Genomic DNA, 26,345 nt, shown 5'->3' with positions numbered 1-26,345 from the left:
AATTCACAGGCCCCAGCGTTACGCCTCCCAAACGGCAGCGGCTGTGCGATCGTCGGCGTAACCCTTGACCCGCACTTGGGTGTCCGCGAAGAACGCGGCGAGGCCGGGCGGTTCCGGCAGCGACCATCGCGCTGTCAGGTACTCCGCGAGTTCGGGTTCGCCGCGCAGCGGCTCCGCGAGGCCGCCGGTGCACAGCAGGAGCGTGTCACCCGGTCGGGCGACGGAGGCGCGGAAACGGAACGGGGCACGCGGCGGCTCGGCGATCGCCTCGTACGGGCTCGGGGGTGTCGTGATCCCCAGGTCCATGGTGAGCCGGTCGCCCTCCGGTGTCTCGTGGGGCAGCGATCCGAAGCCGACCACGGCCTCGCCGGTGGCGTCGGCGACCCGCGGCTCGATGTCCTGCCACTCGCCGTCCCGCAACCGGAACAGGCCGCCGGCCCCGACGCCGAAGAAGACGCGCGTACGGCACTCGGGGTCGGCGGGCAGCAGCAGGCACCGCAGGCTCGCGGTGTACTCCTCGGGTTCGATGCCCTGCTCGGCCGCGCTCGCCCGCAGTTTGCCGAGGCTGCGGTCGGTGAGCCGGTGCAGCCCCGACTTCAGGTCACCGCGCCGGGCGGCCCTGATGTCCTCGGACAGCCGTGCGTGACTGCGCCCGACGGCCCGCCCGATCCACTGGCAGGCCTCGGCCGCCGCCAGATGCGCGCCGGGCGTGGCCCGCGCCCCGGTCGCCATCGCGACGAGCACCAGCGCCTGCTCCCCCGTACCGAACCGGGCGGTGAGCAGCGAGTCCCTGCGGGGCTCGCCCCGGTAGCGCGCGGAGTCCCCGCGTACGGAGACGGCCCGCAGCGTGCTGGTCCCGTAGCGCGCGCCGTCCAGCACCGTGTCGGCGACCAGGTCGTCGAGTTCGTCGGGGTCGGCGGGCGGGAGGGAGGTGGGCTCGGCGTCGTAGGTGGGCGGTCCCGAGCCGACGTAGTCGACGGCGGGTGGCTGCTGGGGGACGGAAAGGGTGGGTTCGTGGTCCTGGAGGGGGTCCCGAAGCGCGCCCTGGAGGACCGGAAGTGGCGGGGCGTCCTCGGGCGCGGGGGCGTTCGAGACCGGAGCGTTCGAGACGGGAACATCCGAGGCCGGACCGTTCGAGGCGGGAGCGTTCGAGGCTGGTGCGGCTGCGGCTGCGGCTGCTGACTCTGTGGGCGTACGGCTCGGGGGCTCCTGCGGGCGGAATCCGGGCGGGGTGGGCCCCGGCGGGAAGGTGGCGGGAAGGGACGCGTCGGCGGCCGACGGGGTGGGCGGCGCGGCAGGCCGGCCCGGGGGCGGCCCGGCGGGCGGGTCGATGAGTGGGCCGGCGGGCGGACCGGCGGACGGAGCCTGCCGGGGGCCCAGCTCGGGGCTCCGTCTGAGGCCGGGGCTCGGCTGGGGGGCGTCGCCGCGCTCCCAGCGGCCGGGGCGCTGCTCGGGTACCGCGGGGGGCCGCTCCGGCTGAGGCGGGACGTCGCGCTCGGGCGTCCGCCCCGGTCGTGGAGCGGGCGCGGGCTCCAGGCCCACCGTCCCCGCGGCCGACGCGAACCGGTCGTCGAGGGAATCGGCCACGGCCGCGGGCCCCGTGTCCTCGGTGGAGTCGTCGTACAACTGCCCCCACCAGTCGTCCTCATGACCGGTGGGCTTCTCCCCCTGCTGGCTCATGCCCCTAATTGTCCACCGCGGGGGCCGGATGAAAACGGGGCATCCGGAAAAACCGGCCAAGGGACTGGTCCTCGAACGGCGTGTCGGATGAACCGTCGAACAGCGGTACGGGCAGAAAACGAGGGAAACCGGTACACGACAAGGCCCGGACAGACTCCGAGAACCGGTACGCACGACGCCGGACAGGTCCTGGGCCCGGACTGATACCGCCGGGCGGTCCCACCCCCCACGGGAGAACCGCCCGGCGGCGCCGGAGTGGCCGGGGTCCGGCGCATGCATACGCCGTAGGCCCGGGCCACGGCCTGGGTGACCGAATTGTTGCGCTGTCGGTCTGTTCGGCCGAGTGTGACGTACTTTCCTGAAGCTCCGCTGTGATTCACGGACGGCACCGATCCGGAGGCCCCTACTGGGCGGGACGCGTACGAGAAGGGCTGGTGGCGCGGGACTGACCTGCGGTTTTCCGTCGGCTCAGGCAGGCTGGGCAGATGGGAGCGTGGGAACTCCTGCTGGTCGGCGTGGTGATACTGCTCGGCCTGGCCGGAGTACTGGTGCCCGGCGTACCGGGGTCGTGGCTCGTATGGGCCGCGGTCCTGTGGTGGGCGCTGGAAGACACCCGGGCGCTCGCCTGGATCGTGCTCGTGGGCACGACCGGAATCCTGTTGCTGTCCCAGGCGGTCCGGTGGATGCTGCCGCCCCGACAGCTGCGGGAGAGCGGGGCAACCCCTCGAATGGCGGTATACGCCGGGTCCGGGGCCGTCCTCGGCTTCTTTCTGGTGCCGGTGGCGGGCGCGATACCCGGCTTTCTCTGCGGGCTCTATCTCTGTGAGCGGCTGCGCCTGGGCGGGCACGGCCAGGCGATGGCGTCGGTGCGGACGGGAATGCGGGCGGGCGGGTGGAGTGTGCTGACGGAGCTGTTCGCCTGCTTGCTGATCACGGGGGCGTGGCTGGGGGCGGTGGTGTGGGGCTGAGACCTACGGCTTTCGGCACCCTTTTGATCAAGGAGTTCATGGTGTCGGCTTGACCAAGAGGTTCACGTGTCGGCTTGACCAAGAGGTTCACGTGTCGGCTTGACCAAGAAGTTCACGGTGTCAGCTCGGCCAGGTCGATCGAGTCGGCCATCGCCTTCATGCCCGCGTCGTTGAAGTGCAGGTGGTCGCCGGGGTCGTACGCGGGGAGGATGCGGCTCGGCAGAGCCGGGTCGCGGACGACGGCGTCGAAGTCGACGAACGCGTCGAAGAGACCGGGGGTGCGGATCACGGTGTTGACCCTCTGGCGTACGGCCTCACGGGCCGGCGTGTGGGCGCCGTGCCCGCCGTACGGCGTGAGAGTCGCCCCGATGACACGGATTCCGCGGGCGTGCGCGCGGCTCACCAGGCTCCGGTACGCGTCCTCGATGACGGCGGGGTCCGTCTGCGCCGGGGTTCCCTTGATGTCGTTGATGCCCTCCATCACGATCACCACGCGTACGCCGGTCCGGGAGAGGACGTCGGCGTCGAAGCGGGCCAGGGCGCTGGGCCCGTTGCCCTCAAGGAGAAGGCGGTTTCCGGAGATTCCCGCGTTGAGGACACCGAGCCGGCGGTTCGGCGGGAGGTCCTTGAGACGGTCGGCGAGCTGGTCGGGCCAGCGGTGGTTGGCGCTGAACCCGGACCCGGTGCCGTCGGTGATGGAGTCGCCGAGCGCCACCACGCTGCCGGCGGCTGAGGTGCCTAGGACGTCGACGCCGGTCACGTAGTACCAGTTGCCGATGTCGACCGTGTACGCGGTGCCGCTCTCCTCGGCGGCCCGATTGCCCTCGGGCGCAATGAAATTGGCCTGGATGGCGGAGCGGTGATAGGTCGCCGGGCCCGAGTCGGCGGGGGTGTGCACCGAGACCAGCAGGTTGGCGTCGGCGGGGACCGGGAGGTACACGGGGTCGGTCACCAGGTCCTTGCCCGCCGGGATGGTCACCTTCCCGGCGCCGCCGAAGGTGGCGGTGCGCATCGAACCGGCGACGGCCTTCGGGCTTCCTGGCGCGCCCGGTTCCTGCAACGCGACGGTGACAGCGCCGAGTTGGAGCGGCTCGGTGCCGAGCCGGTTGGAGATCCGGACACGGGCCGCGCTGCCGCCGACGCTGGTGTGCACGACGTTGCGAACCGTGGCGCCGGGCAGCGCGGGGACGGTGCCGGAGGCGGCGCCTTCCCAGGTTCCGGTCCACGTGGGCGTGGGGGCGAGGGCGAACGGGCCGAGGGCGGGCCCCGCGTCGGCTCTCGCGGACGGTGGGGCGAGAACGAGGGTCGTCACCAGGACCGCGAGGACATGCCGGACCTTGATCGCGCGGGTCATGCGGCCAAGGATTCCCGAGCGGCCGGTCCCACCAACACACTCTCGCCCCATTGCACGCCATTGGGCGCACGCCCGTACACCCGTACTACGACCACAGTCCTACGCCCAGGACCGATGCGCCGTCACGCACAAGCGTGTTTGGCTGCTGCCATGACCGAATTCAGCGAGGCCGAGCGCGTGTACCTCAAGTCGCAGCGGTTGGGGCGGCTGGCCACCGTCGACGCCCACGGGCAGCCGCAGGCGAACCCCGTCGGCTACTTCCCCCAGGACGACGGGACGATCCTGATCGGCGGCCACTCGATGGGCTCCACCAAGAAGTGGCGCAACCTGCAGAAGAACCCGAAGGTCGCCCTCGTCGTCGACGACGTCGTCAGCCTCCACCCGTGGAAGGTCAGAGGCGTCGACATCCGAGGAGAGGCCGAACTCCTCTCCGGACCGCACGACTTGGGCCCCCACTTCAGCGAGGAGCTGATCCGTGTGCATCCGCGGCGGATTCACAGCTGGGGGCTGGAGGACTGAGGCGGGAGGGGGAAGGGGGCTTTCGCCCCCTCTTCCGCTACCCGCCCCGTGCCCGGGGCCCGCGGCGGAGCCGCTGATGGATGCAGCGCCGCGGGACCCCGTATCGCGCCGAACGCGCTCGTCCTCAGACGCCGACGCCGGACGGGCTGAAACGCCTACCCACGGCCCCGCTTCGCCTCCATCGCCGCGCGGCCCTCCGCGCCCTTTCGCTTCCAGTCCTTGCGGATTTCTGCTCGGAGTCGGGCGTCCGTCTTGGCGACGATGCGCTGGTTCTCGCGGAGGAGTTTGCGGTAGCTGTCGAGGCGGCGTTCGGGGAGGGTGCCGGAGTCGACGGCCGCGAGGACGGCGCAGCCGGGTTCGGCTGCGTGGGCGCAGTCGTGGAAGCGGCAGTGGGTGGCGAGTTGTTCGATCTCGGCGAAGACCTGGCCTACGCCGGTCTCGGCGTCCCACAGGCCCACGCCGCGCAGGCCGGGTGTGTCGATGAGGACGCCGCCGCCGGGGAGGGCGAGGAGGTTGCGGGTCGTCGTGGTGTGCCGGCCCTTGCCGTCGACGTCACGCGTGGCCTGCACCTCCATGACGTTCTCGCCGAGCAGGGCGTTGGCGAGGGTCGACTTGCCCGCGCCGGACTGTCCGAGGAGCACGGTCGTACCGCCGGAGAGCACGGCCTCCAGTACGTCGAGGCCCTCCCCGCTGTTTGCGCTCACGGGCAGCACCGGTACCCCCGGCGCCGTCGTCGCGGTGTCCTCCACGAGGTGCCCGAGCGTCGCCGGGTCCGGCACGAGGTCGGCCTTGGTGAGGACGACCACCGGCTGCGCGCCGGACTCCCAGGCCAGGGCCAGGAAGCGTTCGACGCGGCCGAGGTCGAGTTCCACGGCGAGGGACACGGCCACGACCGCGTAGTCGACGTTGGCCGCGAGGATCTGCCCCTCGGAGCGCTTGGAGGAGGTGGAGCGCACGAAGGCCGTACGGCGTGGCAGATACGTCCGTACGTAGCGCGGGTTGCCGGTGGGTTCGACGGCGACCCAGTCGCCGGTGCACACGACGCGCAGCGGATCGTTCGGTGTCACGAACGCGGTGTCCGCGCGCATGACCCCGTCGGCGGTGACCACGTCGCACTGACCGCGGTCGACCCGGATCACCCGCCCGGCCAACAGCCCCTCGGCGTCGTACGGGAGGAACTCGTCCGCCCATGCGTCGTCCCAGCCGTAGGGCGTCAGAGGGTGGAGAGGGAAGGAGAGAGGAAAGGAAGACAAGGGAGACCCTTCACAGGGGCGGCCCCGGCACGCGCGCTCAGGCGCGAAGGAAGGAGGAAGGTCAGCCGGCGGCCACAGAGGTGGACTTGATGAACTTCTGGATGCGGGCAGCGCCCATCTCAAAGACAGCCATCGGTCACACCTCCTCGAACCAAGTCAGGTCAAGTCACCCGCGGCACCTCGGGGGGTAGCCGCTCGAACACCACCAACCGTAGAAGGTGAACGCGCCCCGACGCCACCGAATTACGGCGCGCCCACGGCGCTGGAGCGATCCGAACCGCATGGCCGAGTCCGATTCGGGGCACCGACGTGCTCCCGGTCACCATGCGTCGATGACCGGCGCGTCGGTTTCGTGCTGCCGCCAGGCCTCGCTGAGGCGCGCGAGCCGGTTGGCGGCGGCGATGCCGCGCAGGGCCGCGACCTTGCCGTCGCTGACTTCGAACGCCACGGCGCCCGCGACCCGGCCGTCGACCACGGCGAGGACGGCCGGGGAGCCGTTGACCCGCGCGATGTGGATCGCGGGCGAGCCGCCGGCCAGCCGCCGCTTCGCCGGCGTGGGCTTGAAGGCGGCCCGCACGAAGGTGGCGACCCGCTCGCGCGTCTTGTACCGCAACAGCCGCTTGGTCAGTCCGGCGCCGTCCGAGACCGCCGTCACGTCGTCGGTGAGCAGCGCCACCAGCCGTTCGGTGCGCCCCGACGCGGCGGCGGCGAGGAACTCCTCGACGACCCGGCGCGCGGACGCGGGGTCGGCCTCGCCGCTGCGGCGGCGCTCGGCGGCGACCCGGATCCGGGCCCGGTGGACATGCTGCTGGCTCGCGGACTCGGTGACGTCGAGGATCCCGGCGATCTCGGCGTGGCTGTAGGAGAAGGCCTCACGCAGGACGTAGACGGCCCGCTCGACCGGTGAGAGGCGCTCCAAGAGGGTCAGTACGGCCAAGGACACCGACTCGCGCTGCTCGAAGGTGTCGGCCGGGCCGAGCATCGGGTCGCCGTCGAGGAGTGGCTCGGGCAACCACTCACCGGCCGCTCGCTCGTGGCGCGCCTGCGCGGAGCGGAGCCGGTCGAGGCAGAGATTGGTGGCGACCTTGGTCAGCCACGCTTCCGGCACCTCGACCCGTTCGCGGTCCGCGGCCTGCCAGCGCAGGAACGTGTCCTGCACGGCGTCCTCGGCGTCGGCGGACGAGCCGAGCAGACGGTACGCGATCGAGGCCAGCCTGCCCCGGCTGGCCTCGAACCGATCGATGGCCGCGATGTCCATGCGGAGCAGCCTATGCGGCGACCCGCACACCGGCCGGGTCAGGCGCGGTGGCCAGGCGGCGCCTGCGCTTCGGCATTCCGAAGGTCGGGTGGGCGATGCTCCACCCGGACGCCTTGAGCACGCCCGACTTGAGCCGCGCGGCGGCCTTGCCGCCCAGGTACCAGGACTTCGACCGGACGTCCCCGTCCACCATCTGGAAGATCGCGTCCCGCCGCCCGAGGCTGACGTGGTTGCCGTAGTACTTCAGCCCGGTGGCCGGGACCTCACTGCCCGTCAGGCGCGCGATGATCGCGGCGGTCGCCTGCATGTTGGTGAAGCCGGCCGATGCGCAGGACATCGGCAGCGGTCGGCCGTTCTCGCCGATCGCGTAGGCGCAGTCACCGGCGGCGTAAACGTCCGGGTGGGAGACCGAGCGCATGGTGCGGTCGACGACGATCTGGCCGGTCTCGGCGACCTCCAGGCCACTGGCTGCCGCGATCGGGTGCACGGCGAACCCGGCCGCCCACACGGTCACGTCGGCCGGGATGGACACCCCGGTGACGCGGTCGGCGATCGCCCGTGTCGGCTCGACGGCTTCGATGCCGGTGTGCTCGTGGACGGTGATGCCGAGCCGGTCGAAGGCCTGGCGCAGGTGACGGCGGGCCTTCGGGGAGAGCCAGGCGCCCAGTTCGCCGCGGGCGGCGAGCGCGACCGAGAGGTCGGGCCGGGACTCGGCGAACTCGGTGGCGGTCTCGATGCCGGTCAGCCCCTCACCGACGACCAGCACGGTGCCGCCCTCGCCCAGGCGGGCCAGGCGCTCGCGCAGACGCAGCGCCGAGGACCGGCCGGTCACATCGAAGGCGTACTCGGCCACGCCGGGGACGCCATGGTGGGCCACGGAGCTGCCGAGCGCGTAGAGAAGCGTGTCGTACGCGAGATTGTCCTCGCCGTCCTCGCCGTCCTCGCCGGTCACGGCGACGGTCCTGCGCTCGGGGTCGACGCCGGTGACGCGCGCCAGGCGCAGCCGCACCCCGGTGCCCGCGAAGACGTCGGCGAGCTTGCGGGACGCGAGGTCCTGGCCGATCGCGAGCTGGTGGAGCCGCATCCGCTCGACGAAGTCGGGCACGGCGTTGACGACGGTGATCTCGGTATCGGCCGGGGAGAGGCGGCGGGCCAGGTTTCCGGCGGCGAAGGCTCCGGCGTATCCGGCGCCGAGTACGACGATGCGGTGCTTCATGATGTTTCTCCTGTCTCGTTCGCGTGGCCCTTGAACGAGACGACGCCCCGATTGCTGACAGGAGCCGGGTGTGACGCGGGTCACCAGCCAAGACGGGTGACTGGGTCTCGGGCATCCGAGCCCGACTCACGGCCAGGGAACCACGGCCCTGGGCGGGCTCGTGTCCTGGTACGGGCGTAAGGGGAAACCGGGCGAGACCGGGCGAGACCGGCGGGGGAATCATGCAGATCATCGAGGTGACCGGGTTTGCCGTCCGATCTGCTGTGATCACCATGAGGCGGAAAGGGACGCCATTCGAATTCGTGATCTTCCCGATGCTGCATGTGGCTTCGCCGACGTTCTACTCCCAGGTCCGCGTCAGACTCAGGGAATGCGACCTCATAGTCATCGAGGGGATCCGGGGGAAGTCGGCCGGAGTGAGTGCCCTCACCCTTGCTTACCGGTTCGCCCCACGCCGGCGGCGCAACGGTCTGCAGGAGCAGCGCGATGAACTGCTGCTTCCCGAAGACGTTCCGGTCATCAATCCGGATGTGACCGCTGCGGAGGCGATCGCGGACCTGAAGACACTGCCTCGGTGGACGTACGTGCTGCTCATGGTCGCGGCCCCGCTGATGGGTCTGGTGTTCGCGCTGCGCGGTCCGCGCGCCTTCCTCGACGAAGACCTGGTGGTCGAGGATCTGCCGGCCACGCTGCGGGCGGAGATGGCCGACGATTCTGTGGAGCGTGCGCTGACCGGTCGGCGCGATCAGCGGTTGCTCGACGCGCTCGGCGAGATCCACGCGGAGCGCGGCGACGAACCGATCCGGGTGGCCGTCGTCTACGGAGCCGGACACGTCCCGGCGATCGTGTCGGGGCTGTGGGACCGCTACGGGTTCCGGCCGCGTGAAGCGGAGTGGCTCACCGTCCTTGTCCCGGCGTAGATCGCCGGGTGACCCGGTTCCGCGCGCCCCGGCAGACGGTGGCGCGATCGCCGGGTGCCCCGGTACCGCGCGCCCCGGCAGACGGTGGCGTCGGGGCGGCCCCGGTGCCCGCGGACACGGCGCGCGGTCTCGGCGTCGTACGGAGGAGGGCGCGAGTCCGCGACGCCATCGAATTACGGCGCCTCCGGGACCCTCTCCGCGAGATGGTCCTGAAGGCGCCCCAGCGGCCACACCTCGCCGATCTTGTGCTTGATGTCGAAGAGGTTCGCCGCGTGGACGTCCGGATCCCGGTCGCCCACGGCCTCCTCGACCACGACCGGGATGAATCCGTGCTGCATGGCATCGAGCACGGTGGCACGGACGCAGCCGCTCGTCGACAGGCCGCCGATGAACAGGGTGTCGATGCCGCTCGATGTCAGGTAGGCGGCCAGCGCGGTGCCGAAGAAAGCGCTCGGGTACTGCTTCGGCACCGTCAGTTCGCTCGACCTCGGGGCCAGTCCGTCGATGAAGTCTCCGTACGGGCTGCCCTCGGCGAACACCCGCAGGGCGGGGACCTTACGGAAGAAGAGGCCGCCGTCACTGCCGTCCGCCCGCAGCCGCATCTGCGTGACGATCACCGGAATCCCGGCCCGGCGTGCGTCGGCCAGCAGGACCCTCATCGCCTCGACCGCCGGTTCGACTCCGGCGTAGAGCGGACAGTCCGGGTCGACGTAGGCGCGGGCCGGGTCCACCAGGAGCAGGGCCGGGGAAGTGCCGGGGGTGAGCCGGCCGCCGAACCCGGCGCGTTCGTAGTCCTCCTGCTGGGAACCGGTCATGGCATCGCCCTTCGGTGGTGGCGAGTTGCGGGTCGGCGTCCGTGGCGCGGTCGGCCGCGCCGGCGGCGTCAGCGGTACGGGGGGTCCGCAGCGACCTGGGAAGCACCAGGCAGATCACCGCCCCCGCCACGGCTATGCCCTTGAGGACCGCACGCCCGGCCCGCCGGGGAGGCTCACCGGGGAAGCGCGCGCGACTTCATCAGCGGCTGGACGCGTGTACCGAAGTTCTCGAGGCCTTCGAGGAAGTCGTCGAAGACGAGCATGACCCCTTTGGTGCCGTCGACCTCGGCGACGTCGTCGAGCAGCTTCGCGACGGTCTCGTACGAGCCGACCAGTGTGCCCATGTTGAAGTTCACCGCGCCCTCGGGAAGCGAGATGGTCCGGGCGGTCGAGGAGTCGTCGGCGGTCGTGTCCGTGGCCGTCTCCCCCGCCATGTACGCCAGCGCCGCGAGGTCCGCGTTGTCGTGGTAGTCCCGCCACTTCGCCTGGGCGGCCTCGTCGGTCTCGTCGGCGATGACCATGAAGAGCGAGAGCGCGCCGACGTCACGGCCGGTCTTCTTCACCGCGTCCACGAGAGTGGCCGTGCTGTCCGACAGCGCGAGCGGGGTGTTGACGCCGCTGCCCAGGATGAAGCTGTAGTCGGCGTGCTCGGCGGCGAACTTCATGCCGGTGCCGCTCTGCCCAGCGGCGACGATGCCGATCTGCCCGTTCACCGGCCGCGGCGACAGGACACAGTCGTCCATCTCGTAGAACTCGCCCTTGAAGTTGCTGACGCCCTCGCTCCACAACTCCTTCATCACGGTGACGTATTCGACCGCGCGGGCGTAGCGGTTGCCGAAGTGCTCGTCCCCGGGCCACAGGCCCATCTGGGAGTACTCGCCGGGCGCCCAGCCGGTGACGATGTTGATGCCGAAGCGGCCGGGGGCGATCGAGTCGACGGTCACGGCCATGCGCGCGACGATCGCGGGCGGCAGTACGAGGATCGGCGTGGAGGCGTACAGCTTGATCCGGTCCGTCACCGCGGCCAGGCCCGCCATCAGTGTGAAGGACTCCAGGTTGTGGTCCCAGAACTCGGTCTCGCCGCCGAACCCCTTGAGCTTGATCATCGACAGCGCGAAGTCGAGTCCATGCTCCTCGGCCTTCTGCACGATGGCTTTGTTCAGCTCGAAGCTCGGCAGATACTGGGGCGAACTCTTCGATATGAGCCAGCCGTTGTTGCCGATGGGGATGAATACGCCGATGTCCATGCCGCTCCTCGCTGGCGGGGGTGAGCCTGACGGGTGACAACGCGCGTGCGTGATCGGGGGGTTCCAGAACGACTGCGACTGTATTCGTCGATCGTTACTGCGCACCTGCCGATCTGTGAACGTTGCACTACACGGCGGCCGCACTACCTGCGGTGCCGGAGATTCTCCCGGTTTCGACCCATTTCACTCGGCTGGTCGCCGAAGGTGAAAGCGAACGATATCCTGCTCCAACTCGGCCTGGAATCTCGCCTGTTGGGATGCATCCCGTCCGTAACCGAAGCGGAAGGTGCGAATCCTGGGAAGCGGTGCGTCAGCTGAGGCGGCAACGGTAAAATTTTGCAGCATGAACGCACGTCTGGCGCTGCTCAGTACGGTCGATTCCGGCATCGCCGAGAGCGAGGTCTTCCGGCTGGCACTCCAGCACGCGGTGGGCGAGCTGAACGCCCTCGGGGGAACGATTCACCTTCGCGGTCCCATGTCCGCACTGCGCCTGGTGTCGTCCACCGGCCTGCCTCCCGCGCTCACCCGGCCCTGGGAGATCATCGACCAGGGCGGCCCGCTGGCCCCCGCCCGGGCCCTGTATCAGGGCAGTGGCGTGTGGGTGCCGCTGAAGCCCGGTCCTGAGGCTCCGGAAGTCACCTGGCCCGGCACCGGGCTGGCCTCCTTACCCGTGTTCGGCGGGGAACGCAGCATCGGCGCACTGACGGTCCTGACGGGCGAGGCGGGCGAGCCGACCCCGGAGCGGTGGGACTTCCTGCGGGCCGTGGTCGACTGGACCGAGGAGCGCATGGGCCAGGGACCGCCGCCGTCCGGACCCTCTCAGGCGGAGCTGAGCGGCAAGCGTGACCGGCTGCGGCAGGCTCTGAAGGAGGTCAGTGTCGGCTCCTGGGACTGGGACATCCAGGGCGGCGAGCTGCTCTGGGACGATGCGGCCCTGGCGCTCTACGGCACCCGGCCGGAGGACTACACCGCCAGGGTCGAGAACTGGATGGTGTGCGTCCACCCCGACGACCTGGCGCCGACGCTGGACGCGGTGGACCGGGCGATCCGCGACCACGGCGTGTTCGAGGCCGAGTACCGGGTACGCCGCCTGGACGGCACCTACGGCTGGACACAGGCCCGCGGCCGGACGACGTACGACGAGCACGGCGAACCCCTCCGGATGGTCGGCGTGGGCTGGGAGAGCAACGAGTCCCGTTCCGCCCGTGACGCGCTCAGCCGAGCCCTGCGCCATATGAGCGACGGCTTCCTCTCGGTGGACGAGGAGTGGCGGATCACCTTCGCCAACCTCCAGGCGGAGCGCACCCTCGGCTTCTCCGAGGAGGAACTGTTCGGGCGCGTCCTGTGGGAGCTGCCCGCCGCCCGGGGTGTCCCCGGCCTGGAGAACCGCTGCCGGACGGCCGCGGCCGAGGAGAAGCCCGTCGGCTTCGACGTCCACATGGGCGACCCCGACCGTCGCTACCACCTGCGGCTGGTCCCGGGCCCCGACGGTCGCACCCTCTACCTCACCGACGTCACCGAGAAACGGCAGCACGAGGAGGAGCGCCGGGCGTCCGAGCGCGCCGCCGGCCAACGCGCGGCCCGAATAGCGGAGTTGACGACCTCCCTCGCCAAGGCGACGACCTCGCAGGACGTGGTGGACGCGGTCGCCCGCCGGGTGCTGCCGCCGTTCGCGGCCACCGGAGTCCTGGTGCAGGCCCTTGAGGGCGACCGGCTGTACAACGTGGGAGCGGTCGGCTATCCGGACGACTTCCTCCCCATCGTCGACAACCTCCCCCGCACAGCCGGCGAACCGTCCTGGGACGCCATCGCCTCCGGTACGCCCTTGTTCCTGTCCTCCGTGCAGGAGTACACCGCGCACTCACCGGAACTGGCGGGACGGCCCAGCCGCGCGGGCAAACAGGCATGGGCGTTCCTGCCGCTGACGGCGTCCGGACACACTTTCGGCGTCTGGGTCGTGGCCTTCGACAGCCCGCGCCGACTCACCGACGAGGAACGCACCCTGCTGACCACCATCAGCGCCCTCGTCGCCCAGGCTCTGGAGCGGGCCCGGCTCTACGACGCCGAGCACACCCGTTCCCGCGAACTCCAGCGCAGCCTGCTCCCCAGGGACCTGCCCGACCTGCCCGCGTGCACGGCGGCCGCCCGCTACCTTCCCGCCGGGCAGGGCATGGACGTGGGCGGCGACTGGTACGACATCATCCCGCTCTCCGGCGGCCAGGTCGCCCTGGTCGTCGGCGACGTGATGGGCCACGGTCTGCCGGAGGCGGCCACCATGGGCCGCCTGCGCACAGCGGTCCACACCCTGGCCGACCTGGAACTTCCGCCCGACGAGATCATGAGCCATCTGAACGACCTCGTCAGCGGCATGGGCGAGGAGTCGTACGTGACGTGCCTGTACGCGCTCTACGACTCGACCACCCGGATCTGCTCCATCGCCCGAGCCGGCCATCCGCCGCCGGCGGTGGTCCACCCGGACGGCACGGTGTACTTCCCGGACGCGGAGGCGGACCCGCCGCTGGGCGCGGCCGAGCCGCCCTTCGAGACCGTCGAGTTGACGGTGCCGGAGGGAAGCCTGCTGGTGCTCTACACCGACGGGCTCGTGGAGTCGTCCAAGCGGGAGATGGACGAGGGAATGGCGGACCTGGCGCACCTGCTGAGCGCGGCGCACGGGACCGAGACCGGCGCGGACCTGGATCAGCTCTGCGACACCCTCACGGCGGGCCTGCTTCCCGCCGAACACCCGACGGCCGACGACGCGGCCCTCCTCATCGTCCGCCTGCACGCCCTGCCCGGCGACCGGATGGCCTCCTGGCCCCTCCCCGAGGATCCTCGGGCAGCCGGCCAGGCCCGCCGCCACGTCCGCGAACAGCTCCGCGAGTGGGGCCTGGACGACCTGACCTCGACGACGGAGCTCCTGGCCAGCGAACTGGTGGGCAACGTGGTACGTCACGCCAAGGGCCCCGTCAGCCTGCGCCTCCTGCACGGCGCCGAGCTGATCTGCGAGGTGTTCGACGGCAGCCTGACGATGCCCCGAATCCGCCGCGCGACGGAAACGGACGAAGGCGGCCGCGGCCTGCAACTGGTCACGGCCCTCTCCCAGCGCTGGGGCACGCGCTACACGGAGACGGGGAAATGCATCTGGACGGAACAGTCGCTGCTCACGCCGGACAGCCGACACGAACCGCCGTCCGACGCCCTGGAGTTGATGTTCCCGAACGTGGGCGCCTTCACGGGGGACCTGGACGCGCTGCCGTTCGGGGACGAGGATCTGTAGACCGGAAGGCGGGCCGGCAGGCCGAGCGACATCCTCCGTATGGTGAACGGAGCGCCCTCGCTCATACGTTCACGAACGAGAGCGCACCATGTCCGGCTTTGTGCGACACGACCATGACGCGGGGCGGGTTCATTCGTGACGACCGGCACGGCAGCGCACGGCGAACAGGCGCTCAAGGAACAGCGGTACCGGATCCTGGTGACCGGCTACGCGATCTCGTCGTACGGCACGTTCCTCAACATGGTGGCGCTCAACCTGTACGTGTACGCCGTGACGGGCCGGGCGCTGGCCGTCGGCGTGTTCATGGCGGTGCGGTTGGCCGCGGGTTTCGTCGCCGGCCTGGTGGCCGGTTCGGCGCTCGCCCGCTGGTCCGCGAAGGGGGTCATGCTCTGGGCCAACGTGGCCCAGGCCGCCGCACTGCTGCTCCTGATTCTGGCACCGGACGGGCTCCACACCGTCGCGCTGTTCGTCGTCTCGGCGGTGGTCGGCTTCTCCGGCACCGTGTTCATCGTCGCGCTGCGCAGCTCCATTCCGGACATCGTGGGTGACGACCGCAGGACCTGGGCGAACTCCTTCATGGTCAGCGGGCGTTCGCTGGCCATGGTGGCCGGGTTCGCGTCGTCGGGTGTGGTGGTGTCCCTGCTCGGCTACACCGCGGCCTTCCTGGTGGACATGGCCTCCTTCCTCGTCTGCGCCCTCACCGTCGCGCTGCTCCCGATCGCTCTCAGCCCCGTGGGCCGCGAGGGCGCGGAAACGGCCGCCGACGACGGCAGTACGAAGGACACGCAGGACACACAGGACACACAGGACACGAAGGACAAGCGCCGGGTCCTGTCCCGTTTCCTCGCGCTGGGCGCGGCACCGGCGCTCGCCCTGATGGTGCTGCTGCGCGGCGTCGACGCCCTGGGCTCCTCCTCGCACAACGCGGCACTGCCCGTGTACTCCACGGAGGTCGACGCCGACAACCCGGCCGTGTTCGTCAGTGTCTTCTGGTGTGTGTGGGCGCTCGGCAACATCCTTGTCCAGCAGGTGCTGCAGCGGTACACCGGGCGGACGGGCCGCTCGGTCGGAGCGCTGGGCTTCGGGCTCGGCACCATCGCGATGTCGGGCGCCTTCATCCTGGCCTTCGCCGGGCTTCCGTGGGCCACGACGATCGCGATCGCCCTGCTGGCGGGGGCGGCCGACGGGCTCACCGAGGTGTCGTACACCTCGCACCTGCAGAGCCTGCCGGGCTCGGTGCGCACCCATGCGTTCGGGACCTCGGCCACGGTGGAGAACCTCGGGTTCGGCGTCGGCATGATCGCGGTCGCCGCCGCGCTGGACTCCTTCACGGCACTGTCGGTCGTCGGTGTCGCACACGGTGTCGCCATCGCCGTCGCGCTGGTCTTCGTGTTCCGGGTGCTGCGGCAGCGAAGAGCGCCGGAGGCGGCGTCGGCACCGGGCACCGGCACATGAAAGGCTCGACGATCTCCAGGAGCGGCGTGGTCCGGGCCTTCGACGCCGACGCGGACGGCACCGTCGGTGGCAACGGAGTGGCAGCCGTGGTGCTCAAGCCGCTCGCGAAAGCGCTCGCCGACGGCGACACCGTGCACGCGGTCGTGCTGGGCTCCGCCGTCACCAACGACGGTGCGGGCAAGGCCGGTTTCGCGGCTCCCGGGGTCGCCCCCAGACCTCGGCCCGTGGGCCGGCGGGGTCAGCTCTCGCTCGTACAGTTCGCGCCGTTCAGCGTGAAATCGTCCGGGACCGAGTTGGTGCCCTGCCAGGAGCCGAGGAAGCCGACGGTGAAGGCCGCGCCGGCCGTGACTGTCTTGTTGTAGTCGGCGGCGGTGGCGGTCACCCGGGAGGCCTGCTGGAGGAAGGTGCCGTCCCACATCTGGGTGACGCCCTGGCCGTCCTGGAAGGTCCAGGAGACACCCCAGGTGGCGAGGGCCTTGGTGGAGGTGACGGTGACGGTGGCCTGGAAGCCGTCCGCCCACTGGCCGGCGATCTGGTAGCGCACCTCGCAGGTCGGCGCCGCGCTCTTCGTGGGTGCCGCCGCCTTCTGCGTGACGTCGGCGGCGGACGAGGGCTTGCCCTGGGGTGCGGTATCAGGGTTCGGGGCCGTGCCGGAGACGGGAGCCGATTCCGACGGATCGGGCGACGCCGACGCGCTTGACGGGCGGGCGGTGGCCGACGGAAGCACGGTTCCCGGCTCCACCACGGGCAGCCGGTTCCCCGACTCGCCGCCCGCTGTGGTGGTGCCACCCTCCGCGGCACTGTCGAAAGGCATCAGCGAGACCGTCAGGGCCAGCACCGAGACGACGACGGCCGTGACCAGGAGCGCGGTCCGGCCGATCCGGGGCACAGCCGCCCAGCTCTCGGCAATGCCCGTATCCACAGCCGTGCCCCGGCGCCCGCCCAGCAGACCGGCGTCCGCCGCCCGGCGACGGCGCTCCAGATACGCGAGGCCGCCCCAGCCGATCACCCCGCTCGCGAGCGCGGAGGGCAGCCCGCCGCCGTGCAGGCGCAGACAGGCCGCCGCCTCGGCGCACTCCACGCAGCGCGAGAGATGCCACGAGAGATCCTCCGGCGTCTCGGCGCCCGGCGAACGGGTCACCGCGTCGAGGAGGCGGGCGTAGCTTCGGCAGTTGGCGTCCATCGGGGTGTCGAGGTGGTTGCGATGGCAACGGCCCCTGAACAGCGCCCGCACCTGGGCGAGTTCCTCGGCCGCGGACGCCGGGTCGAGGCCGAGCCGTCGGGCCATCGCCGGCAGCGGCAGCGCCTCGACCTCGGTCAGCCACAGGAGTGCCGCGTCCGGTTCCTGCATGTCCCGCAGGCCACGCAGCGCCAGCGGGCGGTGCAGCGGTGGCCCCGTATAACGGGCCGCCTTCTCGGAGTTGAGCCACAGGCGGAGTTCGGGGTCGAGCCGGTGGCCCTGCCCGTACTGCTCCCAGGCGGCGGCGGTGGTCCGAACCGAGGTCAGCAGCAAGGGAATTCGGGGCAGCCGGGCCGTTCGGCGACCGATACCCTTCCTTGCGGAACCGCTGGCGCGGGACTCACGGATGCCGTGCGTGAACGCCTCTGTCGCCAGCTGTGTGGCCGCGGCGGAACCGGACGTGCACAGATCGGCGTACGAGAGGACCACGTCCCAGCACTCCGAGAACAGTGCGGCCTCGGCGGCGTCCTGGGGGGTCGGCAGGTCGGGCATCGGTGGCTCCTGCGTCAACTGCATCCATCTGCCAAGTCATGCCATGGGGTGTCAACTCGTGCGTTACGCAAGGGAGTTGGGGCCGTTTCCACGGCGAGCCCGAGCCTTTCACGCTTCCCACACAACTGACAAGCCGCCCTAGACCTGTCCACGTCAATTGACGTGGAAGGCGGTTGCGCGTTCGGGATTTCAGCCTTCCGGACACCCCAGGGACACGCCTACAGGCCGGACGGCTCCGTCACGGGCTCGGGAGCCCGCGCGGGCAGGCTGTCCATGAAGGAGCTCACCGAGAAGACGGCGTTGCCGGGGCCGGGCGGGCCGTATCCGGGCGGGGACGCGAGGCCGAAGTCGTCCATCGTGGAGCGGTAGGCCTCCAGCAACCGGATGTGGTACTCCAGCGGCGCGCCCTGGGGGTTGGCCTTGCCCAGCGGGGTGGTCGGCTCCGGGCACCAGGTGGTGAAGCGGGGCGTGATGCCGTGCGACATGAAGAAGCGCAGTCCCTCGGTCGTCGACGCGATGGCCTCGTCGACGGTGGTGAAGCCGAAGGGTTCGGCCATCTCCACGCCCGCCACGAAGTTGGGGATGACATTGCGCGCGCCGAAGACATCCGCCGAGTCGAGGATGCGCTTGTGCCACTCGTCGCGGCCGACGTAACGCTCCTTGCCCGGGCAGTACATCTTGAAGAGGTACTCGTCCCACACCTCGTAGTTGGGGTGGTAGATCTGCACGCCGTAGTCCTTGAAGCGCTGTACGTCGTCCTTCGGCAGCGCCTGTGCCACGACCTTGCCGATCCAGCGGCCCGGGAAGTGCTCCTCGATGGCCTTGGCGTACATGCCGTAGAAGTCGGCCTCGTCACGGCCCTGGAGCTTCGAGGTGATCGCGCCGCCGGTCAGCGTGTACGCGGTGGACGCCTTCGTGGTGTCGTACCGGTCGATGATCTCCAGGGCTTCGAGGACCTCGTCGACGTCCTTCACGCCGGTGTACGGACGCCCGGCGGCCTTGTGCTGGCGCCAGTTGTGGTTGATGTCGCAGTACTGGCACTCCTCCTTGGCGCCGAAGTACTGGCAGACGCGGAAGACGGTGAGGTAGATCAGGTAGCCCCACTGGATGGTCGGGGCGACCTCCATCACGGACTTCCCGTTGGAGAGGGTGTGCTTGTAGTACTCGGGCATCGGCGGCACCCCGACGTCGGAGATCCGCTTCCCCTCGAGGTAGAGCCCGAGCACACCGTCCTCACCGGCGGCCACGCGGTACGGCGAGGACGGGTTCACGCGCACGGACACGACGGTCCGGCGCAGGTCGTACGGGCCACCGGTGAGGATGATCTCCTCGGGCGGCCGCCTGAGCGCCGCCTCGCCCAGCTCGGGCAGGGTGCCGTGGTCGAAGGAGAAGATGAAGTACGACTTCGGCTTGACGTCGCCGCCCTCGTTGTCGGAGAGAGCCGACGGGTCGAAGGCCAGGCCTCCCCTGAGCAGGTCCTCCTTGAAGACGGCTTCCCGCGGCACGTGCGGGAACCGTTCCATCAGATCCTCGACCAGCGCGGTGCGACTGCCGCCCATTCCGATCTCCCTCGCTCCCCGTGTCCGAACTCCGTGCTCGACTCCTCACGGTATGCCCCTCCCTGTGCGCTCACCGTGCCGGGTCCCCATCGCTCCGGAAATTCTCAGCCCGTCCGGCGTTTGAGGACGAGGCCGTCCAGGCCGAAGCGGGGGCCTGGGGGGGCGGCAGCCACCCAGAAACGGGACGGGCAGGGGCGGAGGGGGCGAAACACCCCGCCCCCGCCGAGGCACCCGACGCCCCATGGGGTACAGCGCCCGGGCAAGGTAGTTTCCTCGGGATGACACAGACCCTGACCAACTGGGCCGGCAACATCACGTACACCGCGAAGGAACTGCACCGGCCGCACTCGCTCGACGCGCTCGCGACGCTGGTGGCGGACAGTGCGAAGGTACGCGTACTGGGCAGCGGGCACTCTTTCAACGAGGTCGCCGATCCGGGCGACGACGGCGTACTGCTCTCGCTGACCGCGCTGCCCCCTGCGGTGGACGTCGACACGACGGCCCGTACGGTACGGGTGGCGGGCGGCGTCCGTTACGCCGAACTGGCCCGCCGGGTGCACGGGCACGGGCTCGCCTTGCACAACATGGCGTCCCTGCCGCACATCTCCGTGGCGGGTTCCGTGGCGACCGGCACGCACGGCTCCGGGGTCACGAACGGTTCGCTGGCCACCGCCGTGCGCGAGGTCGAGCTCGTGACGGCGGACGGATCGACGGTGACGATCGGCCGGGACGACGTGCGCTTCGACGGCGCCGTGACCTCGCTGGGCGCGCTGGGTGTCGTCACCGCGCTCACCCTCGACCTGGAGCCGGACTATCAGGTGGCTCAGCACGTCTTCACCGAACTCCCCCTGGCGGGGCTGGACTTCGAGACGGTGGCCGCGTCGGCGTACAGCGTGAGTCTCTTCACCGACTGGGTGCGGCCGGGGTTCCGGCAGGTGTGGCTCAAGCGGCGCACCGACCAGGCGCCGGCCGAGTTCCCGTGGTCCGCGCCCGCCACCAGGGCGATGCACCCGGTGCCCAGCATGCCCGCAGGCAACTGCACCCAGCAGTTCGGTGTCCCCGGCCCGTGGCACGAGCGACTCCCCCATTTCCGCGCCGAGTTCACCCCGAGCAGCGGGGCCGAGCTCCAGTCCGAGTATCTGCTGCCACGCCCGGACGCCCTGGCCGCACTGCACGCGCTCGACGCGATCCGCGAGATGATCGCGCCGGTGCTCCAGGTCTGCGAGGTGCGGACCGTCGCCGCCGACCGCCAGTGGCTGAGCCCGGCGTACGGCCGGGACTCCGTCGCCCTGCACTTCACCTGGGTCGAGGACACCGCGGCCGTACTGCCGGTGGTGCGGCGGGTGGAGGAGGCGCTGGACCCCTTTGACGCGCGGCCGCACTGGGGCAAGGTGTTCACCGTGCCTGCGGCGGTGCTGCGCGAACGGTACGCGCGGCTGGGCGAGTTCAGGGCGCTCGCGGCGGCGCTGGACCCGGCGGGCAAGTTCACCAACGCCTTCGTGGGGGCCTTCCTCCATCCCCTTTCCTGACCCCCCTGTCGAAAGCCCGCCACGGGCCATGACCTTGCGGCGCGCCGAGTCCGGCCGACACAGCTCCGGCGTGTCCCGCCTACCGAGCGTGCGGATCGCCCTCTCCTGGTACATAACCAACCAGACCATCACCCTTCTCTGAGGACCTGGAGACCGATGTCCTTCCGCACCGCTACCGCCGTTGACCATGTCGAGGACGTCTCACCCGGCAGCGGGGCGCTCCCGCCACGCGCGTGGTACGCGACCTCGGACGCCGACACCCTCTCGCTGAACGGCAGTTGGCGCTTCCGGCTCTCCCCCACCGCCGACGCCGAGGACGACTCCTTCGCCGCGGTGGGATACGACGCCGGGAACTGGGCGGAGATCTCGGTCCCCGGCCACTGGGTCCTTCAAGGCGACGGGGCGTACGGAACGCCGGGTAGCGGGGGGTACGGCACGCCGGGCAGCAGGGCGTACGGCGCGCCGATCTACACCAACCATCGCTATCCCTTCCCGGTCGATCCGCCGAGGGTGCCGACCGGCAACCCGACCGGCGACCACCTGCGGGTCTTCGACCTGCCCGGCCGGTGGCCCGCCGGGGACGGCGGCTCGGTGCTCCGCTTCGACGGTGTCGAGTCCTGCGCCCGGGTCTGGCTGAACGGCACGGACATCGGCGAGTACAAAGGGTCCCGGCTGCCGCACGAGTTCGCGGTCGGCCATCTGCTGAAGCCGAGCGGCAATGTGCTGGCGGTGCGGGTCCACCAGTGGTCGGCGGGCTCGTACCTGGAGGACCAGGACCAGTGGTGGCTGCCGGGCATCTTCCGGGACGTCACGCTGCTGCACCGGCCGGCGGGCGGCGTGCTCGACTTCTTCGTGCACGCCTCGTACGACCATGTCGGCGGTGCGGGGACCCTGCGCGTCGACTCCGACGTCGAGGGCCGGGTCACCGTCCCCGCCCTCGGCATCGATGTCGCGACCGGCGAGTCGGTGACCGTGCCGGTGCAGGCGTGGACGGCCGAGACGCCGCGCCTCTACCACGGGGTGCTGACGACGGAGGGCGAGCGCGTACCGCTACGGATCGGCTTCCGCACGGTCGTACTGGAAGACGGCCTCATCAAGGTCAACGGCAGGGCGATCCTCTTCAAGGGCGTCAACCGGCACGAGTGGCATCCCACGAGGGGCCGCGCGCTGGATCCGGAAACGATGCGGCAGGACGTGCTGCTCATGAAGCGGCACAACATCAACGCCGTCCGCACCTCGCACTACCCGCCGCACCCCGCCTTCCTCGACCTGTGCGACGAGTACGGCCTCTGGGTCATCGACGAATGCGACCTGGAGACCCACGGTTTCACCGAGCAGGGCTGGCGCGACAACCCGGTGGACGACGAGCGCTGGACACCGGCGCTGCTGGACCGTGCGTCGCGGATGGTCGAACGCGACAAGAACCACCCGTCCGTGGTCATCTGGTCCCTGGGCAACGAAGCCGGCACCGGGCGCGGGCTCACCGCCATGGCCGAGTGGATCCGAGCCCGGGACAGTTCACGGCTCCTCCACTACGAGAGTGACTTCAACTGCCGTGACACGGACATGTACTCACGGATGTATCTCGATCACGCGGAGGTCGAACGGATCGGCCGCGGCCTGGACGGCGGCTCGCACAAGCGGCGCCAACTCCCCTTCATCCTCTGCGAGTACGGGCATGCCATGGGCAACGGGCCGGGCGGACTCGCGGACTACCAGCGGCTGTTCGAGTCGTACGACCGCCTCCAGGGCGGCTTCGTCTGGGAGTGGATCGACCACGGCATCAAGGACGAGCGGTACGGGTTCGCGTACGGCGGTGACTTCGGGGAGGAACTGCACGACGGGAACTTCGTCTGCGACGGGCTGTTGTTCCCGGACCGGACGCCGTCTCCGGGGCTGGTCGAGTACAAGAAGGTGATCGAGCCGGTCCGTATCGAGGGCGACGGGCCGGACGGCACGGTCCGGATCACCAACGCATACGACTTCGCCGACCTCTCGGCGCTCACCTTCGAGTGGTCCTACCAGGTGGACGGGGACACGGTGGGGGCGGGCGCGCTGTCCGTACCCCCGCTCGCGCCGGGCGAGTCGGCCGAAGTGAAGCTGCCGGCGCCGCCCGCGGACGGCCGAGGGGCCGAGACGGGGTGGACGGTGCGGGCGGTGCTCGCGGCCAGGACGGCGTGGGGTCCGAAGGGACACCAGGTCGCCTGGGCCCAACTTCCGGTGAGCGAACAAGCGTTGGATCCCGTCGTCCAGTCCGCCGGTCCCGTCCTCGGCGTGCGGCAGATCACCCTCGGGCCCGCCGTCTTCGATGCCCGGACCGGCGCGCTGAAGACGGTCGGCGGGGTCGACGTCACCGGGCTGCGTCTCGACGTGTGGCGCGCGCCGACCGACAACGACGAAGGCGCGGCCTGGCGGCCGGACGAGCGACTCGGCCCGCTCTGGCGCAAGCTGGGGTTGCACCGGATGCAACACCGGCTGGACGGGGTCGAGTTGGACGACGACGCCTTGACCGTACGATCCCGGGTGGCGCCCGCGGCCCGGGAGGTGGGCCTGCGCACGGTGTACCGGTGGACCTCGGACGGGACGCGACTGCGGCTGACGGTGTCCGTGGCGCCGGAGGGTGACTGGACGCTGCCGTTGCCGAGGCTCGGGATCCGGTTCGGACTGCCCGCGTCGGCTGACCGCGTGAAGTGGTTCGGCGGCGGGCCCGGTGAGGGCTATCCGGACACCAAGTCAGCCTCGATGGTGGCTCGTTGGGAGTCATCGGTGGACGAGCTGCAAACCCCGTACGTCCGTCCGCAGGAGAACGGCGCGCGGGCCGACGTCCGCTGGGCGGAGATCGGCGGCCTGCGCATGGAAGGTGATCCGTCCTTCTGGTTCACGGCCCGCCGCTGGACGACTGAGCGGCTCGACGCCGCAGACCACCTCACCGACCTGGAGCCGGGCGACACGGTCTGGGTCAACCTCGACCACGGCCAGCAGGGCATCGGCTCGCAGTCGTGCGGGCCCGCCGCGCTGCCCGAGTACCAACTGCGGGCCGCCCCGACGGAGTTCTCGTTCGTCTTCTCGGAGATCCACGACTGACACACCGGCGCACAGCCCGAACAGACTGACACACCGGACGCGCACAGCCCGAACGACAAGAGGGCGGCGGCCTCCCCCGCTACCGGGGTGGCCGCCGCCGCGCGCCTCAGTGATCCGCACAGCAGGGCGTCGGGTCCGGCACCTCGAACGGCACCAGAGTGCCGCCCGCCGCCGGCATCGCCGCGAGCACCAGTTCTCCGTCGCGCCACGCCGGGCGTACGTGATCGCGGGTGACCAGCGACTGGTCCGGTGACGGTGAGCCGGACGTGCCGAGCACGGTGACGCGGTCGATCGCGGAGCGGGCCAGCAGCTCCGCGACCGTCACCGTGCCGGTGAGCTCCGAGACGCCGGGGTACAGCACCGCGCGGCCCACCGCGTCCGGGGCCTCGGCCGACACCTCGTACCCCTTGACGGTCAGCCACTCGCGGACGGTGCTCAGCGCCGCCTCCGAGGGGACGGCGAAGGACAGCGCGACCCGCGGCCGATCACCGCGCACCAGGTGCGTGCAGCCGAACGAGCCCTCGGGCAGGGCGAGTTCGGCCTCCAGCGTTTGGAGCAGGTGATCGGCTTCGAGCAGGGCGGACACAGAGGTGTCGACCCCGATGACGTACGGCTGGTTCACGACGGGAGGACCCACACCGGGTTGGAGTAGAACCACAGGTCGAGCCACGGGTCGGCATCGCCGACGACGTCCAGGGCCGGGCCGTGCGGGTCGACCGCCGCGCCGTTGATGCCCGTTGCTGAGCGGTTGCCGTCCGTTCCCCGCAGACGGACGTACAGCGGACGGTCGACCTGGCCGAGGGAGTACGTGATGCGCACCGTGCCGGACGACTTGTTCACCTCGTACGACTGGACGACCTTCGCCGTCGGCGCACTGAAGGTGTCCTTGTCGGCGGCCTCGCCCGTGACATCGCCCTGGATGACATCCACCCGGGCCAACTTCGGTACGAACCCAGCCCAGTTGGAGCCACTGGCGAGGGCGACGTCGACCGTCAGGGTCACCTTGGTGCCCTTCTTGACGTGCAGCGCGCCGCCGAGCGTCGCCCACTTGCCGCTGCCCGAAACACGCGCGTCGAGGCCGCTGATCAGCTGCCCGTGGTCGACCCAGACGCGGCCGGCCCGGATGCCGTCCATGACCGCGGCGTACGAGAAGCCGTCGGCCCCGACGTGCGTACGGCTGTACTGGCCGGGCCAGTAGTCGCTCTGGGCGAGGTCGACCTTGCCGCCGTACACGGCGTCGGTGTGCTTGCCGTTCAGGGCGAAGTCGGTGTCCGGGCCGCCTCGCTTGGCGGTGTCCGCGTAGACCTGGTGCGAGTCGGAGTTGGCGGTGATCCACCAGGGCTTGCCCTCGGCGAGGAGGCTGTCCCACAGGCCGCCGACCGTGGAGGTCATCCAGTCGAAGCCGCCCCAGGTGCGATAGCTCTCCAGCGGGTAACCGGCGAAGGAGTCGGCGCTCGGGTTGTTGTCGTAGATGCCACGAGCACGGCCCGGGCCCAACGGCGCCGCGATACCGGCGGCCTGGTGGCCCGGCGCGCCCTCGAAACCGACGGCGATCTGCTTGCCCGAGGGCGCCGCGTCGCGCCAGCCGCGGATCTCGTGCGGCGAGTCGACACCGCGCCGCGCCGGGTGGTTGGCGAGCATCAGCGCGTCCTTGACCTTGCGCCGCTGCACCTGCTCCGAGAGGAAGACGAGTCCCGCCACGGCGAGCGCCTCGTTCGCGGGCGAGGAGCCCGTGGCACCCGTCACCCGGCCGTCGTAGGCGGTCTCGAACTGCTTCAGGACGGACACCTCGTTGTCGCCGGGGTGCACGAAGACCGTTCCGTGCTCGGCGCCCGGTATGTTCCACTCCAGACCCTGGAAGACGAGCGTGTCCTCGAACGTCTCCCGGGCTTCCCTGATGTCCGGGTTGACCTTCTCCACACCGATCTTGGCGTGCGTCTCGTTGCCGTGGTCGGTGATGACCAGCCAGTCCATGCCGTGCCGTGCACCCTGACGGACCTGGTCGCTCACGCGGTACTTGCCGTCGTCGCTGTACTGGGTGTGGATGTGATGGTCGCCGGCCAGCCACAGGAACCCGTTGGTTCTGCGACGGCTCTCGGAGGCGTACGCCGGGGCCGCCGCCGCGCCCTGGGCCAGCACGCCGCTCGCGGCGATGCCCGCACCCAGCAGACCCGCGCGGCGCAGCATCGTACGGCGCGACTGCTGGTCGGGGCTCAGCGCCTCGTCGGGCACGGAGGTGTCGAAGGCGGCGGGCAGAGCCGTGCCCTCGTGAGTGTCAGCGTGATCGTGGGTGTGGTCGTGGTGGTGATGCCCGTGCCCGTGAGCGTGTCCGTGCCCCATGTTTGCCTCCTGAGATCAACGCCCGCATATGCGGGGGCGCGAGATGGAGACTCGATGTGAAACATGAACGTTGGGCGGCTACCGGGTGAGCGCTCGGCGACCCGGGCGCGGCGGTCTGGACCAGTCAACATCACATACC

At 70.7% G+C, this 26,345-nt stretch carries 18 protein-coding genes and 1 pseudogene; 8 read left to right on the top strand and 11 right to left on the bottom strand.

The features are described from left to right. Positions 1-18 precede the first annotated feature (18 nt). Positions 19-1,680 carry a protein phosphatase 2C domain-containing protein gene (locus ACFYPC_RS03775; RefSeq protein ID WP_388670216.1) on the bottom strand — a complete coding sequence of 554 codons (1,662 nt, stop codon included), beginning with the start codon at positions 1,678-1,680 and terminating at the stop codon, positions 19-21. A 485-nt stretch (positions 1,681-2,165) separates the two neighbouring features. Between ACFYPC_RS03775 and ACFYPC_RS03770 the strand changes: the two genes are divergently transcribed. Further along, entirely contained in the window at positions 2,166-2,648 is a 483-nt protein-coding gene (locus tag ACFYPC_RS03770) for a DUF456 domain-containing protein (RefSeq protein WP_388670213.1), read from the top strand. A gap of 112 nt (positions 2,649-2,760) precedes the next feature. On the opposite strand, the gene ACFYPC_RS03765 is transcribed toward ACFYPC_RS03770, so the two are convergent. Continuing rightward, positions 2,761-4,002 (bottom strand): SGNH/GDSL hydrolase family protein, encoded by a 1,242-nt coding sequence (locus ACFYPC_RS03765; protein ID WP_388670210.1) that lies wholly within the window; start codon positions 4,000-4,002, stop codon positions 2,761-2,763. 150 nt (positions 4,003-4,152) lie between these two features. Here ACFYPC_RS03765 and ACFYPC_RS03760 point away from each other — a divergent pair, with 150 nt between their 5' ends. Beyond that, entirely contained in the window at positions 4,153-4,521 is a 369-nt protein-coding gene (locus ACFYPC_RS03760) for a PPOX class F420-dependent oxidoreductase (protein ID WP_388670207.1), read from the top strand. A gap of 155 nt (positions 4,522-4,676) precedes the next feature. Here ACFYPC_RS03760 and rsgA read toward each other — a convergent pair whose 3' ends face one another. The 3 genes from rsgA to ACFYPC_RS03745 all read right to left on the bottom strand — a co-directional run bounded on the left by rsgA (position 4,677) and on the right by ACFYPC_RS03745 (position 8,248). Further along, positions 4,677-5,774 (bottom strand): ribosome small subunit-dependent GTPase A, encoded by a 1,098-nt coding sequence (gene rsgA / locus ACFYPC_RS03755; RefSeq protein ID WP_388670204.1) that lies wholly within the window; start codon positions 5,772-5,774, stop codon positions 4,677-4,679. 319 nt (positions 5,775-6,093) lie between these two features. Then, the gene (locus tag ACFYPC_RS03750; protein ID WP_388670201.1) at positions 6,094-7,032 is read right to left on the bottom strand and encodes a sigma-70 family RNA polymerase sigma factor; all 939 of its coding nucleotides are present in this window, start codon (positions 7,030-7,032) and stop codon (positions 6,094-6,096) included. A gap of 10 nt (positions 7,033-7,042) precedes the next feature. Then, positions 7,043-8,248 (bottom strand): NAD(P)/FAD-dependent oxidoreductase, encoded by a 1,206-nt coding sequence (locus ACFYPC_RS03745; protein ID WP_388670198.1) that lies wholly within the window; start codon positions 8,246-8,248, stop codon positions 7,043-7,045. Between the two features lie 314 nt (positions 8,249-8,562). Here ACFYPC_RS03745 and ACFYPC_RS03740 point away from each other — a divergent pair, with 314 nt between their 5' ends. Beyond that, positions 8,563-9,168: a hypothetical protein gene (locus ACFYPC_RS03740; protein ID WP_388670195.1), complete on the top strand. Its 606-nt coding sequence runs from the start codon at positions 8,563-8,565 to the stop codon at positions 9,166-9,168. 173 nt (positions 9,169-9,341) lie between these two features. On the opposite strand, the gene ACFYPC_RS03735 is transcribed toward ACFYPC_RS03740, so the two are convergent. After that, on the bottom strand, positions 9,342-9,983 hold the full coding sequence (locus ACFYPC_RS03735; protein WP_388670192.1) for an isochorismatase family protein: 642 nt from the start codon (positions 9,981-9,983) through the stop codon (positions 9,342-9,344). A gap of 173 nt (positions 9,984-10,156) precedes the next feature. After that, the gene (gene rutA, locus ACFYPC_RS03730; protein WP_388670189.1) at positions 10,157-11,230 is read right to left on the bottom strand and encodes a pyrimidine utilization protein A; all 1,074 of its coding nucleotides are present in this window, start codon (positions 11,228-11,230) and stop codon (positions 10,157-10,159) included. A gap of 343 nt (positions 11,231-11,573) precedes the next feature. On the opposite strand from rutA, the gene ACFYPC_RS03725 reads away from it, so the two are divergent. The 3 genes and pseudogenes from ACFYPC_RS03725 to ACFYPC_RS03715 form a co-directional block, all read left to right on the top strand. After that, entirely contained in the window at positions 11,574-14,507 is a 2,934-nt protein-coding gene (locus tag ACFYPC_RS03725) for a SpoIIE family protein phosphatase (protein ID WP_388670186.1), read from the top strand. A gap of 135 nt (positions 14,508-14,642) precedes the next feature. Next, a complete protein-coding gene (locus ACFYPC_RS03720; protein WP_388670183.1) occupies positions 14,643-15,962 on the top strand; it encodes an MFS transporter in 1,320 nt (439 codons plus the stop codon). Between the two features lie 23 nt (positions 15,963-15,985). Continuing rightward, positions 15,986-16,171 (top strand): annotated as a pseudogene (locus tag ACFYPC_RS03715) (beta-ketoacyl synthase N-terminal-like domain-containing protein); the annotation flags it as partial. 29 nt (positions 16,172-16,200) lie between these two features. On the opposite strand, the gene ACFYPC_RS03710 reads toward ACFYPC_RS03715, so the two are convergent. After that, the gene (locus ACFYPC_RS03710; RefSeq protein WP_388670180.1) at positions 16,201-17,694 is read right to left on the bottom strand and encodes a cellulose binding domain-containing protein; all 1,494 of its coding nucleotides are present in this window, start codon (positions 17,692-17,694) and stop codon (positions 16,201-16,203) included. A gap of 218 nt (positions 17,695-17,912) precedes the next feature. After that, positions 17,913-19,253 carry a radical SAM protein gene (locus ACFYPC_RS03705; RefSeq protein ID WP_388670177.1) on the bottom strand — a complete coding sequence of 447 codons (1,341 nt, stop codon included), beginning with the start codon at positions 19,251-19,253 and terminating at the stop codon, positions 17,913-17,915. A 278-nt stretch (positions 19,254-19,531) separates the two neighbouring features. Between ACFYPC_RS03705 and ACFYPC_RS03700 the strand changes: the two genes are divergently transcribed. Both ACFYPC_RS03700 and ACFYPC_RS03695 read left to right on the top strand, forming a co-directional pair. Continuing rightward, on the top strand, positions 19,532-20,782 hold the full coding sequence (locus tag ACFYPC_RS03700) for an FAD-binding protein (protein ID WP_388670174.1): 1,251 nt from the start codon (positions 19,532-19,534) through the stop codon (positions 20,780-20,782). A 156-nt stretch (positions 20,783-20,938) separates the two neighbouring features. Then, positions 20,939-23,866, top strand: coding sequence for a glycoside hydrolase family 2 TIM barrel-domain containing protein (locus ACFYPC_RS03695; protein WP_388670171.1), 2,928 nt, complete (start codon positions 20,939-20,941; stop codon positions 23,864-23,866). A 106-nt stretch (positions 23,867-23,972) separates the two neighbouring features. Here the strand turns inward: ACFYPC_RS03695 and ACFYPC_RS03690 are convergent, their stop codons facing one another. After that, positions 23,973-24,488, bottom strand: coding sequence for a hypothetical protein (locus ACFYPC_RS03690; RefSeq protein WP_388670168.1), 516 nt, complete (start codon positions 24,486-24,488; stop codon positions 23,973-23,975). Beyond that, positions 24,485-26,206 carry a PHP domain-containing protein gene (locus tag ACFYPC_RS03685; RefSeq protein WP_388670165.1) on the bottom strand — a complete coding sequence of 574 codons (1,722 nt, stop codon included), beginning with the start codon at positions 26,204-26,206 and terminating at the stop codon, positions 24,485-24,487. Before ACFYPC_RS03685 ends, ACFYPC_RS03690 begins: the two co-directional genes overlap by 4 nt. Positions 26,207-26,345: the final 139 nt, after the last annotated feature.

This window comes from Streptomyces sp. NPDC005808, from assembly GCF_042871385.1.
Lineage (GTDB): Bacteria > Actinomycetota > Actinomycetes > Streptomycetales > Streptomycetaceae > Streptomyces.
The sequence above is the reverse complement of the archived record's forward strand: the minus strand, read 5'-3'. Positions and strand labels throughout refer to the sequence as shown.